This window comes from Edaphobacter lichenicola (assembly GCF_014201315.1).
GTDB classification, from domain to species: Bacteria; Acidobacteriota; Terriglobia; order Terriglobales; family Acidobacteriaceae; genus Edaphobacter; species Edaphobacter lichenicola_B.
Genome location: NZ_JACHDY010000003.1, coordinates 347,691 through 361,393 on the forward strand (window position 1 = coordinate 347,691; position 13,703 = coordinate 361,393).

Below are 13,703 nucleotides of genomic sequence, written 5' to 3' on the forward strand. Positions count from 1 at the left end.
GGTCGTCTGGTAGCTCCGGGAACAATGCCGGCGTTTGCAACAGAAGTCTGCACGACCTAAATCCTACATGCTGACTGGGCTGGCTCGCGTAACGGCAAGCTAGGACGCGAACAGCTTTGTAAGACTCGTAAGCTTCACCAACTCCTGGATGCGTGGCGACAGATTCTGCAGCTTCAACGTGCAATACCCTTCGTTGATTGCCGAGACCTTCAACCCCACGAGCGTTCCCAACCCCAGACTATCCAGAAACGTCACGTCCTCGAGGTCGATCACGATCATGCCGCCTTGTGGTATCAACGGCTTCACGATATCTTTTACCTCACCAGCCGTCTGGTTAATCAAACGGCCATGGCACCGGACCGTCGTAACCTTGACTCCGTTTTCGGTCGAATTCTCTACTTCACAATGAAACGGAACCTCTGATGGATTGGTCACATTAGCTCCCCGGGTATGGATTATCCTGAAATTTACTCCTCCTTCCATTCGACTTTCGTTAAATTCCGGTTACGACCTGGGCCGGACAGCCTCGTGTTTTTGGCTGAAGACGCTGGGCATAACTCTGGCATTTGCAACAGATGTCCTGCTGCCATAGATTCCACATCCGCAATAGCCCTAACGGGGTTTTGAAGCTAACTGAAGGAGCATGTAGGGTTAAAGAATGAAGGAACTCCGTCGTCTCGCCATAGCAGTTCCCGCCGCCCTCCTCGTCCTCTGCCTCGCGGCAGCGTGGTGGACGCGTGGCGCCATGGTTCACATGCCTTTCCTCAAAGCCAACGGCAGTTCTGCCGGCGGGCAAAATCTGGTCGACCAGCGTCCGTGGCAGACTATCGAGTCGCTCGCTCCCCTCGCTGTCTCCTCCGAAGAGCAATCCTTCGCGCACGAGGCGGCCCGGCTGGCTGATCACGAGGTTGATCAGGCCTTTGCTCTCGCCCTTCGCCAGGCTGCCTTCCAGACTCGCACACTCACCGGCGACGCTCTTGTGCTTCAGGAAAAAGTTGCCCAGGTCCAGTCGCTCGTCAAGGAAGACCTGGGCAAGGTGGAGGTTCTTACCGCCTCTCTCAAACAGCCCAACGGCACGACTGCCGACTCCGATGACCTCGATATAGCCAAGGCTCAGCTCCAGCTGGATAACGATGAACTCTCCGACCTCACCGAACAACTCGCCCGGGTCAGCGGCGACCAGCGCGGCCAGATCCAGCAGGAGCTCACCGCCCGTGAAGCGGCGATGAAGAAGTACGACGCGGCCCAGGGAAACACCGGCGGTCAGATCGCCGTTCTCTCCGCGCGCCGTTATGGCACGCTCTACGGTCGCGTCGCTGCCTGGTTCGATCAGCGCAGCCGCATGAATCTCATTCGCCAGGCTACAGCCGAGACCGATGCCGGCATCGCCACTCTTACTGCAAGGCATGCAGAGTTCGAAAAGAAAGCCTCAGCGGCTGCAGCCAGCATCAATGCATCCAATGTCAGTGCATCGAGCATCAATGCATCGAGCGCCCAACCCAGCATCGCCCCGCCGGACGCCGTAAAGAGCCGTGTAGCCCGTATGGCCCAGGCTCACGCCTTCTCACAGATGCATAGCATCGTGGAGGATCAGCTCCAGACTCAGCGGCAGCTCTCCGCCGTCTACGGCAAATGGCTCGCGCAGGTAGAGCTTCAGCACTCCATCGTCACCCACCTTGCGCTACAGTCACTCTCCGTTATTGCCTTTTTCATCCTCTGCGGAGTTCTGCTCGCCACTCTGGCGGGTAAGCTTCTCGACCGCTCGCGCATGGAGCTGCGCCGCCTCCACACCCTGCGCACCATCATCGTCCTTGGCATCCAGCTCGTCACACTTCTCCTGGTCCTGCTCGTTATCTTCGGCGCACCCAGCCAGGTCCCCACCATCCTCGGCCTCGGGGCCGCAGGTCTCACCGTCGTCTTTCAGGACTTCATCCTCGCCTTCTTCGGCTGGTTCATCCTTATGGGCAAAAATGGCATCCGGGTCGGGGACTGGGTCGAGATCAACGGCGTAGGCGGCGAGGTCGTCGAGATCGGCCTCTTCCGCACCGCACTCCTCGAGACCGGCAACTGGACCGACAAGGGCCATCCCACTGGACGCCGCGTCACCTTCATCAATAACTTTGCCATCTCGGGACAATACTTCAACTTCTCGACCACCGGCCAATGGATGTGGGACGAGATCACCGTCAACATTCCACCCGGCGTCGATTCCTACAAGACCATCGAAGCCATCCACAACACGGTTCTGAAGCAAACCGAACGCGACGCCAAGCTCGCCGAACAGGAGTGGCAGACCGCCACGCGTCAGAACGGCCTTAGCCAGTTCAAGGCCACACCCTCGGTCGATATGCGCCCCGCGGCTTCCGGCGTGGATATCGTCGTTCGCTATGTTATTCGCGCTGGGGACCGCTTCGATGTGCGCAACCGCCTCTATCAGTCCGTCATCGATCTACTGCACAAGCCGGCGAACGCGGCACTCACTCCATCGACTACTGATCAACAGGAGCTGACGAAGGTCTGATCACAGATTGCCTGCCCAGTCCGTCGACTTGAACCAGTACTTCCGCCGTGTCTCGATCCATTGATCCGCATTTCGCGCGGCGATCCAGGAGTTGAGGTAGTTGACGAAGTCCATATCCCCGCGCCGCACGGCGAAGGCTGCGGGAAACGTTCCCAGCGGGGCCACAGACGGCACCGTTACGGCATCAGGATAGAGCTTCGCCAGGATATCCAACCGCGGACTGTCCGCAACCGCCGCAGCAAGCTTGCCCGCGACCAGATCGCTGAACAGCGCGCTGTCCTCCGTGTAGGTCTGAATCGAAGCCTTCGGAAACGCTAACGCTGCCAGATCCTCCGATGTCGTCCCCTCCACCACTGCAATCGTAACGCCCTTTTTGTTGAAGTCTTCCATCGTCTTCAACTCGCTGCCCATCTTTTTGCTGGTGGCAATTGTTACGTCGGTCACGTTGTAAGGCTGACTGAAGTTCACCACGAGTGCTCGCCGCGCCTCAATCGAAAAACCTGCAACGATAATGTCGAAACGATTCGCTTCGAGATCCGGAATCAAATAACGAAACTCATCCGGATGAAACTCCACCTGCACTCCCATGTCGCGTGCGAGCTTTTTTGCCACATCGATCTCGAATCCCACCAGGTTGCCGTCTTTATCGTGCATCGCCCATGGAACAATCTCCGAGACGCCCACACGCAGCTTGCCGCTCTTTTTGATCTCAGCCAGCATATCGACGGTACTGCGTGCGGGAACCTCAATCTCTTTGGACGTGGAGGGGATAGCGGGCGAAGGAGGGGATGCCGGTGTCTCCTGTGCCTGCGCCACCAGCGCGCATGACAGCAGCACGACCAAACCAGCCATCCGTTGCATCGATGCGAAAATTGCTGCGCTCTTCATTGCGTCAAGTCCCCCATCCTTGCAATGTGTCGAAATCTACCGCCGCCCTGATTGCAGCGCTTCTGCTCGTAAAACCTGGGTCTATCGCGGCGGCCGCCGACCGTTGTTGTTGTAGCCATCCGTGTATCCAGCGGCGAAGTCCTTCTCATACTTTATCGGGTAGCGTTCGCTCCACCACTGGTAAGAGTCCCGCCGTCCGTTATCAGCGTCCTGCCGTCCCATGCGATATCCGTCGTTGTAGTAGTTCGTCCGCTCACGGTCCCCACCGTTATCGTTGTCCTTGGCTGCAGCGACCGCTGCCCCAAGGATCAGCGCACCCAGAATTCCGCCTGCAATTGCGGCGCCGGCATTGTCATCGCCACGCGAGCGTCCACGGCCATAGACGAACTGCGCTCGACACCCGCGGTCCACCCAGATGCCGCGCGGATCATAACCCCAGCTGTAGCCTAGATCGCATCGCGAACCCGAGATCTGCCGTGTCAGTTGAACCTGGTTTTGCGTGTCGGCGCGGCAGTACCGGTATCCCCCATCGTCGCTCGAACAGGTAAGCCCCCCAGTCTGGGCCATTGTTAAGACAGAAGTGGAAACAATGAGGAGAGCGGCGACTGCACGAGAGACCCCCATCGGGTGTTCCTCCGAGAAGTGCGTAAACATCGTGTCAAATGCGAGACGATGCTACATCAGATTCGAGTCATCTCTGCAAACTCTTTTCAGAGAAATCGAAACAGAGATAAAAAATGCGTACGAATTAGCCGAGTCTATGAGGTAAATGTCGCATCTCCCAACCTAAATCTTCGAAAAGTCAATCCCTCCGGTTAGGATTTATTTCTCATGGCAACTCGCTACCCCTCCCAGCTATACTTGGTACTTGGAAGCAAAGCGGAAAATGCGCTGCCAGAGTGTTCCGCCGGATAACCTGAACTACTTCAATAGCTTCTAACTTATGACCCAAGGAGTCTCTCCCTATATGAAGCTCAAAGGACAGAAAGCAGTCGTCTGTGGTGCCGGTGGATTTATCGGCGGCCACCTCGTTCAAAGCCTGATCGCCAATGGCGTCGACGTTGTACGCGCGGTCGACATCAAGCCGCTCGATGAGTGGTATCAGGTATCCAAAGGCGTCGAAAGCCTCTCCCTCGACCTCAAAGACAAGGACAGCTGCCTTACGGCTGCAGCCGGCACCAACGTTGTTTTCCAGCTTGCCGCCGACATGGGCGGGATGGGCTTCATCGAAAACAACAAGGCCCTCTGCATGCTCTCGGTCCTCACCAACACTCACATGCTGATGGCCGCGCGCGAAAAGGGAGTTGAGCGCTTCTTCTACTCCTCCTCCGCCTGCGTCTACAACGGTGAAAAGCAGACCAACCCCGACGTCGTCGCACTCAAGGAAGAAGACGCGTATCCTGCGTTGCCCGAAGACGGCTATGGCTGGGAGAAGCTCTTCTCCGAGCGCATGTGCCGCCACTTCGAAGAAGACTATGGTTTGCAGACTCGCGTTGCCCGTTACCACAACGTCTATGGTCCGCTGGGTACCTGGACTGGCGGCCGCGAAAAGGCTCCTGCCGCAGTCTGCCGCAAGGTCATCGAGGCTAAGCACTCCGGCAAGCACGAGATCGAGATCTGGGGCGATGGTAAGCAGACTCGCTCCTTCATGTACATCGACGACTGCACCAAGGGCACGCAGATGATCGCTGAGAGCGAGATTCACGAGCCTCTCAACCTCGGCTCCGACGAGCTCGTCACCATCAACCAACTCGTCGATATCGCTGAAGACATTGCCGGCATCAAGCTCAAGCGCAACTACAATCTCGGCGCGCCAAAGGGCGTCAACGGCCGCAACAGTGATAACACGCTCATCCAGGAAAAGATGAACTGGGCACCGTCGATCAAGCTTCGCGACGGCCTTGCAAAGACCTATGCCTGGATCGAAGAAGAAATTCTGTCCAGTAAACCCCTAGCAGCCGCCACACGGTAGTTGAGTCTACAGCAAAAACCAGCGGCCCCTCGCGCAGGCAACTCTGCTCCAGGGGCCGCTTTACTTCCAGCATCGCCCTTGCGCGAATCACACACTGGGCAACCCCTTGTATTCTTGGCTAAGATGGTGGACTACAAAGACAGAACTGCTGGAGGTTCGTAAATGAAGAAGACTCTAATAGCGCTATTTCTCGCCCTGATCGTCAGCCCACTTCAGGCGCATGCACAGGATGACGCGAAGAAACTCACGCCGAAACCGCCGGCAAATCCCTCACAGGTATTGTTGGAGGCCTGGAACGACATCGGGCGAAAGTTAGCCGCGATGGCAGAAGATTTTCCTGAAGACAAATATGATTTCAAGCCCGTTCCTGTCGAGCGAAGTTTTGCGGAGCAGCTGCTGCACGCGGCGAACGCGAACTACTTTTTCATCAACCCACTCGTCGGGAAGAAGGTACCTGAGGGTGATCCGAAACGGGATCAGTACAAAAGCAAGGCTGAAGTGGTTGCCTTCGTGAAGAAATCCTTCGCAGACGGCGCTGCGCTCATAAAGCAAAAGGGCGATTCGGGTATGAGCGATCTGATGTTGGACCCCTTCTCCAAGGATCAACAAGTTCGTATGTCGGATCAGGCGTGGGGTTTCATCGAACACTCGGGCGAACACTACGGCCAGCTCGTCGTCTACTACCGCGTGGCCGGCCTGGTCCCTCCAGAATCACGCCCCAAAAAGTAACCAACCTGCTGCCAACTGGGGAGTGACAAGCTCTGTACTCCTCAGTGAGAGACCGTGCAGGTCCAACGGGTATGTTTTTTGTGACTCCATCCGAGAGTGTCAGATGAGACATCCTCGTGGTCGCCCACCCGCACATACGCCATACGGAGAACACCCGTCTTCGAATAAGATAAGAACCAAACACACCTCTTCATGTCGGCAACCTCCCAAACCCATCGCATCCTCGGCATCGACTTCTTCGACGGCTCCGCAAAAGAAGCCATCGACATCATGCGCACCAAAGGCGGACTCCTCGTCGTCCCCGCAGCTCCGGCCCTCAAAGACCTCGATCGCAGCCCTGACTATCGCGACGCCCTGCTTAATGCCGACCTCGCCATCACCGACTCCGCCTTTATGGTACTCATCTGGAACCGCCTGCAACCCGTCCCCATCAGGCGCCTCTCCGGCCTCGAGTATCTTCGCGAACTTCTCCTGGAATCCGATGTTCGCAAACCTGGTAACGCTCTTTGGATCATGGCAAGCCCGGTCAGCGCCAAACGCAATCTCGACTGGCTTGCGGGGCAGGGAATCGTCATTCCTGAAGACAACGTCTACATGGCCCCGATGTATGGGAATGCTCCCATCGACGATCCTGCTCTACTCGAACGACTCAACCGTCTTCGGCCAGAGCACGTCATTGTCACGATTGGCGGCGGAACCCAGGAGCGTCTGGGCCTCTACCTCAAACGCAACCTGGCCTATCGGCCCGCTATCCACTGCATTGGCGCGGCCATCGCGTTCCTCAGCGGCGACCAGGTCCACATCCCCGTCTGGGCCGACAAGTTCTATCTGGGCTGGCTGTTTCGCTCACTGGCTGAACCGAAGCGCTATATTCCGCGTTACTGGGACGCGCGCAAGCTCTTAGCTATTATGCTCCGGAACCGCAGCCGCCTACCCGCCCTCAAGGGTTAGGGGCTCTGTTGCATTATCTTAGGCCGTGTATGGTGAGAGGTGAGTCGAGGAGTCCAGCAGATATCCATCGTCAAGCGCGGCCGATTTCCGGTTGAGATCATCCTGGTATGCGTGCGGTGGTATTTACAAGTAGGGCATCACCTATCGCGATCTTGCGGAGATGATGCAAGAGCGCGGAGGGCTCCTATCCCAAGGCGATTCACTGCCTGCAGCGCGAAGACAAGTTGCCACAGGACACGAAGCACTGCAGGTCGAAATATCTAAAACAACATCATTGAGGCAGACCACGGTGGCTTCAGGCGGGTGATTCGTCCCACCCGCGGTTTTTCAGACGATAAGAACAGCGTCTGCCACCATCAAGGGATTTGAAGTCATGGGGATGATCCGCCGCCATTGCCTCCTCTGCAAGCCCAAGGTCGCCGGCGAAATTCAATTCATCAACACACGCTGTTCGATGTTGTTGCCTGATGTGCAACATCGGTAAGAGCGAGTTGCGTGTCAGGCGCTAGTAGTTTGGGCGACGGATTTTTTCTCGCCCGCATCCCACTTTAAGATTTTGAGATCGAGTACAAAGATTGCATACATTACCGGCACCTGAAGCTTGGTAACCACGGTTGCGACCAGGAGCCCGCCTATCTGCGCGTAGCAGAGTGGCTTCCAAAGCGGGCCACCGTGCATCGCGAGGGGCACGAGTGCCAGCACAGTTGCGAACACGGTGATCAGCACGGGACGAAGGCGGAGGATGCCTGCGTCGATCAGAGCGAGCTCGAAGTCGTCTCCGGCAATGCGCCGCTCTTCAATGAAGTCGAAGAGAACGATGGAGTGGCTGACGATTACGCCGACGAGGCTGGCGACGCCAAGGAATGCCATGAACCCGAAGGGTTCACCCATGATCCATAGCGCGGCGAAGGCGCCGATCATGCCGTAGGGCGCGGCGGCCAAGACCAGCACGGGTTTGATGGCGTTCTTGAATTGGAACACGAGGGCCATGAAGACTAACGCAACTGAGATCACCATGACCATGGCGAGGTTGCGGAAGCCGTTCTTTGTCTTGTCGTATTCGCCTCCAATCTGAATTTTGTAGCCGGGCGGTAGCGATGCTTCGAGCTCGCGCAACTTTGGCATGGCGACTTTCAAGACTTCGGAGCTCAAATGTCCCGCGATAGGAAAGCTGCGCACATTGATGGTGCGGAACTGCTCGAGACGGACGATGCGGCCGGTCACCAGATCGTGGTTGATATCTGAAATCTGCGCGAGCTGAATCTTGTTGTTGTCCTGCGAGCCATAGATGTAGAGGTCTTGAATGTCCGAGAGCTGTGCACGCTCGTTCATACGCAGGCGAGCTATGATCGGGATCTGTTTCTGGCCTTCCTGCAGGACGCCGACCGTCGTCCCGCTGATGCCTGCGGTCGAAGAGTTCGCTACGTCCATATTGGTGATCCCGGCCAGGTTGGCGCGGTCCGGATCGATTGTAAGGGCGATCTGCGCGTTCGGCTGTTCCCATTCGTTGCGGGTGCGCTCCGCAATTGGGATCGAACGCAAGATGTCTTCCACTTTGGATGCGAAAGCCTGCAGCTTGCGACTGTCTTCGATCTCCTGTTGCGCGCTCAGGTCCGCGGTACTGGAGACGCGAATTTCGATGGGATAGTCCATGGGATTTGTCAGCAACTGACGCGCATCCAGATGCGCTCCCGGAATGGAGGAGGTGAGTACGGGCTGGAGCTTTCTGATGAACTCCGGCGTCATCTCTTTGTCGCGGAGTTCAATCAGGATCTGTGCATAGTTCAATTGCTGGCCTTGTGGAGAGGCGGAAAACCAGAAACGAGGACCTCCTCCGCCAACGAAGGTGGTGACATAACGAAGCAGATCGTGCTGTTTCAACTGATGCTCGTGCTCTTTGGTGAAGCGTGCGGCTTGCTCGCGAATGATCTGCTCCGCCTTAAGTGCGGTCGCGTTAGTGGTTCCGATGTTCGCATCGTTCGGCAACCAGACGTCGATGTAAGACCAGTACTGCACATCCTCTGGGAAAAAGGAAGTACTAAGCCTCGAAAAGATGAAGATCCCGGCGGCAAGGAACACGAGGGAGGCGAAGAAGAACTTCCAACGATGCTCGATGGAGTATTTCGCGACACGCGCGTAGGCGCCGAAGAAGCCGTGCTTGCGCTGCTCCTCGAGAGATTTCTCGGCCGACTTTTCCGGACGCAGCAGGTAATACCCGAGCACTGGAAGAAACGTCATCGAAACGAGACGCGATGCGACCAGCGCGACCGTCATGACGATGGGAAGGCTGAAGAGAAATTCACCGGTGCTGCCAGTGATCATGAGGAAGGGCAGGTACGCCACTATGTTTGTGACGGTTGCGTACACGATTGCGGTGGCAAGCTTGGTAGGGCCAAGCCATGCAGCTATGAGGCTTGGATGGCCTTCGGCGAGTGCGTGTTTAATGGAGTCGCCAGCTATCACAGGGTCATCGACCAATAGCCCAAGCGCGATGATGAGAGTGGCTACTGAAACTTGCTGGATATCAATACCGATGAGATACAGAGCCCCAAAGGTCATGGCCAGAGTGATGGGAATGGCAATGGCCATCAGCAGCGCGGAGCGCCACTCCCAGAAGCCAATCCAAGACACCAGAACGACAAGGACGACGGCCTCATAGAGCGAATCCATAAAGAGGCTAATGTTTTCCTCTACCTGCAACGGCTGATCGGACGTGCGGGCGAAGATCAGATCTTCGGGAAGATATTGCTTTACCGCGGCGAGCTTGTCGGACACGCTGCGGCCAAAGGCGTCGATCTGTTCGCCGTCTTTCACCTGAACCGCAATAGTGATGGCTCGACTGCGGTGCCACTGGCCTTGCTTGTCCGCCCAAGTGAGATAGTTTAGATAGCGCGCGGGACTCTGATAGGCGCGAGAGATATTCACTAAATCGCGAAGGTAGACGGGGCTCTGCGCAGCGGATGAGGAAGATCCGACGATAACATCGCCGATTTGACGCGGGTCAGTGAACTTTCCTGAAGGATCGATTTGAATGCTGGAGGGGCCGACCTCAAGCTGGCCACCAGGCAGCGTCGTGTTGCGAGCGCCCAATATGTCCTTAAGGTTGGAGGGAGTCATGCCGTATTGGGCTAGCCTCTCCTGCGAATAATCGAGATAGATCTGTTCGGGCAGCACACCCTTGCGCTCGATCTTGGCCACCTCGTGGGCCCCCTGCAGTGTTCTGCTTATCAGGTCGGTGAAGTCATCGAGCTCGCGATACGAATACCTGTCGCCTGCCACCGCTGAGAGTCGCGTCTCTGCGTCGTCGGGATTGCGGATGAAGACAGCGGGCCACGCATCGGGATGGATTTCGGAGCGGTGCAGCTTCTCCAATACCAATTGGTCTCCGCCTTTGCGTAGTTCTTCGTCAGTCAGGAGAGTGCCGACATCAACGCCGATAAAGCCGCTGCCTTCGAAGAAGCGAGGATCGGAGATCATTCTCGTCTGTACAGCAGACTGGATGAACGAGACAAAAGAGTCGCGCATCAAGGAGGCGGAGATAGAGAGCGGGAATGCGTTCACGATGGTCACCCTCGGCTGCGGGGACTTTCGTGGTTCAGCAGCACGCGTTTTCACGATCGCGCTGCGAATGGATCTCGCCCGCAACGCGACCTCGACCTCATTCGCCGGGGGGCTGGCCACGGTGAGCATTAGAGCTGCAGTGTCGCCGAAGTCGCTGTTGAACTGAATGGGGCCTGCACCCTGCGGCAAGCTGCTGTTGAGCGCGTTCAGCTTCAGATTCATGTCGGTGAACTGCTTTTTGGGATCGCTCACCTGGTCGTCGAGTTGAACGTAGACCATCGAGAGATTCGGAAAGCTGAAGGAGCGAATGCTGAAGTCAGAGGCAGATGGCGGCTTGAGGAAGGAGTTCTGCGCCATGGTCTGCTCAACCTGCCGGGTGACGAGTTGTTCGACCTCCTGCGCGGTTGCGCCGGGCCATTGTGTGTACGCGACGGCTACACGCACGGGAATCTTCGGGTCTTTGCGTTTGGTCATGTGCTGGAAGCCGTACCAGCCCCACAAGCAGAGCGCGATAAGAATGACCAGCGAGAGTTGCCGGTTCTCCACGAAGAAGCGCGCCGTATTGTGTGTATGAGCGATGTATTCGGCTTCAGACTTGTGGCTCATCGCATTCGTGTACCCCTGATTCCTGTTCCAACTCGATGTGCTAACTACGGAATGACGCGGACCTTGTCCCCGTTCCTGATCAGTGTGACGCCTGTGGTTATGACTCTCTCTCCAGAGGTGAGTCCTCCCTTTACGACGATCATGTTTCCAGAGGTATCGCCGAGATCCACCGATTGCAAGCGCGCCGACACGAGATCTCCACTGCCGTCTGCGACCATGACGGCGAAACCATTTGAATGCGCGGGATCGCGGATGACTGCGGCCAACGGCACTACCAGGGCGGACTGTTGCAGTCTCCCGCCATCGAGGCTGAGCGAGGCAATCATGCCAGACTTCAATTCATCTTTCGGATTTGGGATTGTGACTTCGACGGAGAATACGCGGCTCTTCTGATCGGCAGCCGGAGAGATCGCACTGACGCGGCCATCTACCGTGTGCGATAGTGCGTCGGTGGAGATGACCAGGTGCTGGCCCAGTCTGACGCGGCTGATGAAGATATCGGGTACTCCGAAGACTGCCTTCACTGAGCTGGTATCGGCCAGAGTGAATCCATTGGTGGTTGGGCCGACGAGGCTTCCGAGATCGATGCTGCGCTTTATCAGCCAGCCGTTGAAAGGGGCTCGCAGGGAGCAATAGGCGAGAGCCACCTTCGCTTCACTAACCTGTGCGTGCGCGCCGGAGACCGAGGCATTGGTGCTGTCCATCTGTGCTTTGGCGGAATCGTAGTCGGGCTTGGTGGCGCTTTGCGTCGAGTAGAGGGAGGAGACACGATCGAAGCTGAGCTTGGCTTTTTCTTGTTCAGCTTGGCCGCGCGCTAGTTGAGCCTCGGCCTGCTGAAGTTTATCGATGTAGTCCTGCTGGCTGACCACGGCAAGCACTGTTCCCTGTGCGATGCGGTCACCCTGATCGACATTTCTGATGCCGCCGCTTGGGTTTTTAACTTGATGGATGCGCTCGACGTAGCCATTCGACTTGAACGACAGGTCCACCTGTGCGTACGGAACGATGTTGGCGGAGTATTTTGTGCCGGTGTCGGCGGATATTGATTGCGCTACTGCCGTATGCACGGGCAGCAGAGGTGCTGCCGCGGGAGTCTCCTGCTTGCAGGCGGTGACAAGGAGAGAGAGATAGCTCGCAAGAGCTGCAATTCTGAGGCGACTCGGCAAGGCATAGGGAGTCATTGGTTTACTCTTCTCCCAGAGCTTTCTCGAACTCTGCTTTTGCGTTCCAGAACGCCAACAGGCTCTCTTCATATTCGTGATCGGCGTTTGCAACTGTGGCCTCCTGCTTCAAAACATCGCGCAGCAGCACGGCCACCTGCTTGAATTGGTCATTCACTTCGCGCAACTTCTCCTTCGCTGCCTCGCGGGCAGCCTGCGCAACCTCCAGCATGGAACGGCTCTCGGCCAGTTTGCGAAAGGTGTTATCGACATCCAGTAGCACTTGAGAGCGCGTCTGGTCCAGTTGGTATTGACTCTGCTGCACCTGGATGTCCTTTCCCTTCACATTGTCTTTCCGCCGACCCCACTCGTATGGCTCCCAAGTCATCTTCAAACCGACAGAGAGAATGTTTTGTGGAAGAATCTGTGTGTTGATCGGAGTGAGGTATTCGAGTTGCGCGCCGATACCTGGAATAAAGTCGGCCTTTGCGAGGCTGCGGTCGTAGCCGGCCTTCTCGACGTTGATCTTTGCCTCTTTGAGCTCGGGTCGCTGCTCGAGCGCTGTCTTTCTGGCAGCTTTCAGATCCATCTCGTCGGTTGAGGCTGGTGGGACAGGCTGAGTGCGAAAGGGCGTATCGAGATCGCGCCCCAGAAGGTCGTTGAAGTGTTCTTTCTGGGTCTGCAGATCGTCGCGAAGCGTGATGAGCTGGTGTCTTGCCTGGGCCAGTTGCGCTTTGACTTGCAGGCTGTCGGATTTCAAGACGGACTCTTTATTCAGGTAGTCCGTGGTGACGCGATCGGTCTCCTCATATTCCTTTATCAACGCCTGCTCCGACTCGAGAGCGCTCTCGGATTGAACGATAGCGTAGTAGCCCTGCTTTACATCTACCACGGTGGTCTGCCTCTTCTGCTGGTATTTCTCTCCTGCGAGATCGACGGAGAGTTCCTTCTCTCGAACCGCGAGATGTATCTGGTACAGCTGCGAGATTGGCTGAGCCACCGTTACGATGGCGTAGCCGGTCAATCCGCTTGAGAGCGGAATCTTTCGGTCTGTCGATGGAACCGGCTGATTATCTACAGTTCCGAAGATGCCTTTCTGAAAGGTGAAGCTGGGAGAGTTGATATTTCCTGAAGCAAGTAGCTCCGTTTTGATTTCGGGGAATCGATGAGTCTTGGCCTCGGCAACCTCCCATGCGGACTTTGCAATGTCCAACCGTGCAATCTGGGTTGGCCTGTTGTTCCCTAATGCGATCTGAATCGCGTCAACGAGTGCGAGCTCCTGCGGTTGATCAGTAGTCTGACCCACGCCAGAGAC

Annotated in this window: 10 protein-coding genes; 4 read left to right on the plus strand and 6 right to left on the minus strand. The window is 56.8% G+C overall.

Translation table 11 applies throughout. From position 1 onward, the window contains the following. Nucleotides 1-99: 99 nt before the first annotated feature. Nucleotides 100-435: an STAS domain-containing protein gene (locus HDF09_RS12745; RefSeq protein ID WP_183766817.1), complete on the minus strand. Its 336-nt coding sequence runs from the start codon at nt 433-435 to the stop codon at nt 100-102. 223 nt (nt 436-658) lie between these two features. Between HDF09_RS12745 and HDF09_RS12750 the strand changes: the two genes are divergently transcribed. Then, nucleotides 659-2,521, plus strand: a complete 1,863-nt coding sequence (locus tag HDF09_RS12750) for a mechanosensitive ion channel family protein (RefSeq protein ID WP_183766819.1) — start codon at nt 659-661, stop codon at nt 2,519-2,521. Here HDF09_RS12750 and HDF09_RS12755 read toward each other — a convergent pair whose 3' ends face one another. Next, the gene (locus tag HDF09_RS12755; protein ID WP_183766821.1) at nt 2,522-3,373 is read right to left on the minus strand and encodes a transporter substrate-binding domain-containing protein; all 852 of its coding nucleotides are present in this window, start codon (nt 3,371-3,373) and stop codon (nt 2,522-2,524) included. Between the two features lie 117 nt (nt 3,374-3,490). Then, nucleotides 3,491-4,033 (minus strand): DUF3011 domain-containing protein, encoded by a 543-nt coding sequence (locus HDF09_RS12760; protein WP_183766823.1) that lies wholly within the window; start codon nt 4,031-4,033, stop codon nt 3,491-3,493. A gap of 343 nt (nt 4,034-4,376) precedes the next feature. Between HDF09_RS12760 and HDF09_RS12765 the strand changes: the two genes are divergently transcribed. The 3 genes from HDF09_RS12765 (at nt 4,377) to HDF09_RS12775 (ending at nt 7,061) form a co-directional block, all read left to right on the plus strand. Continuing rightward, entirely contained in the window at nt 4,377-5,381 is a 1,005-nt protein-coding gene (locus HDF09_RS12765; protein WP_183766825.1) for an NAD-dependent epimerase/dehydratase family protein, read from the plus strand. 162 nt (nt 5,382-5,543) lie between these two features. Continuing rightward, nucleotides 5,544-6,110, plus strand: a complete 567-nt coding sequence (locus tag HDF09_RS12770) for a DinB family protein (protein ID WP_183766827.1) — start codon at nt 5,544-5,546, stop codon at nt 6,108-6,110. A gap of 192 nt (nt 6,111-6,302) precedes the next feature. Next, nucleotides 6,303-7,061 carry a WecB/TagA/CpsF family glycosyltransferase gene (locus tag HDF09_RS12775; protein WP_183766829.1) on the plus strand — a complete coding sequence of 253 codons (759 nt, stop codon included), beginning with the start codon at nt 6,303-6,305 and terminating at the stop codon, nt 7,059-7,061. A 498-nt stretch (nt 7,062-7,559) separates the two neighbouring features. Here HDF09_RS12775 and HDF09_RS12780 read toward each other — a convergent pair whose 3' ends face one another. The 3 genes from HDF09_RS12780 to HDF09_RS12790 are packed head-to-tail and all read right to left on the minus strand — an operon-like array spanning nt 7,560 to nt 13,694. Continuing rightward, nucleotides 7,560-11,228, minus strand: a complete 3,669-nt coding sequence (locus tag HDF09_RS12780; RefSeq protein ID WP_183766831.1) for an efflux RND transporter permease subunit — start codon at nt 11,226-11,228, stop codon at nt 7,560-7,562. A gap of 44 nt (nt 11,229-11,272) precedes the next feature. After that, nucleotides 11,273-12,409, minus strand: a complete 1,137-nt coding sequence (locus tag HDF09_RS12785) for an efflux RND transporter periplasmic adaptor subunit (RefSeq protein ID WP_183766833.1) — start codon at nt 12,407-12,409, stop codon at nt 11,273-11,275. A gap of 4 nt (nt 12,410-12,413) precedes the next feature. Next, entirely contained in the window at nt 12,414-13,694 is a 1,281-nt protein-coding gene (locus HDF09_RS12790) for a TolC family protein (RefSeq protein ID WP_311719437.1), read from the minus strand. Nucleotides 13,695-13,703 lie beyond the last annotated feature (9 nt).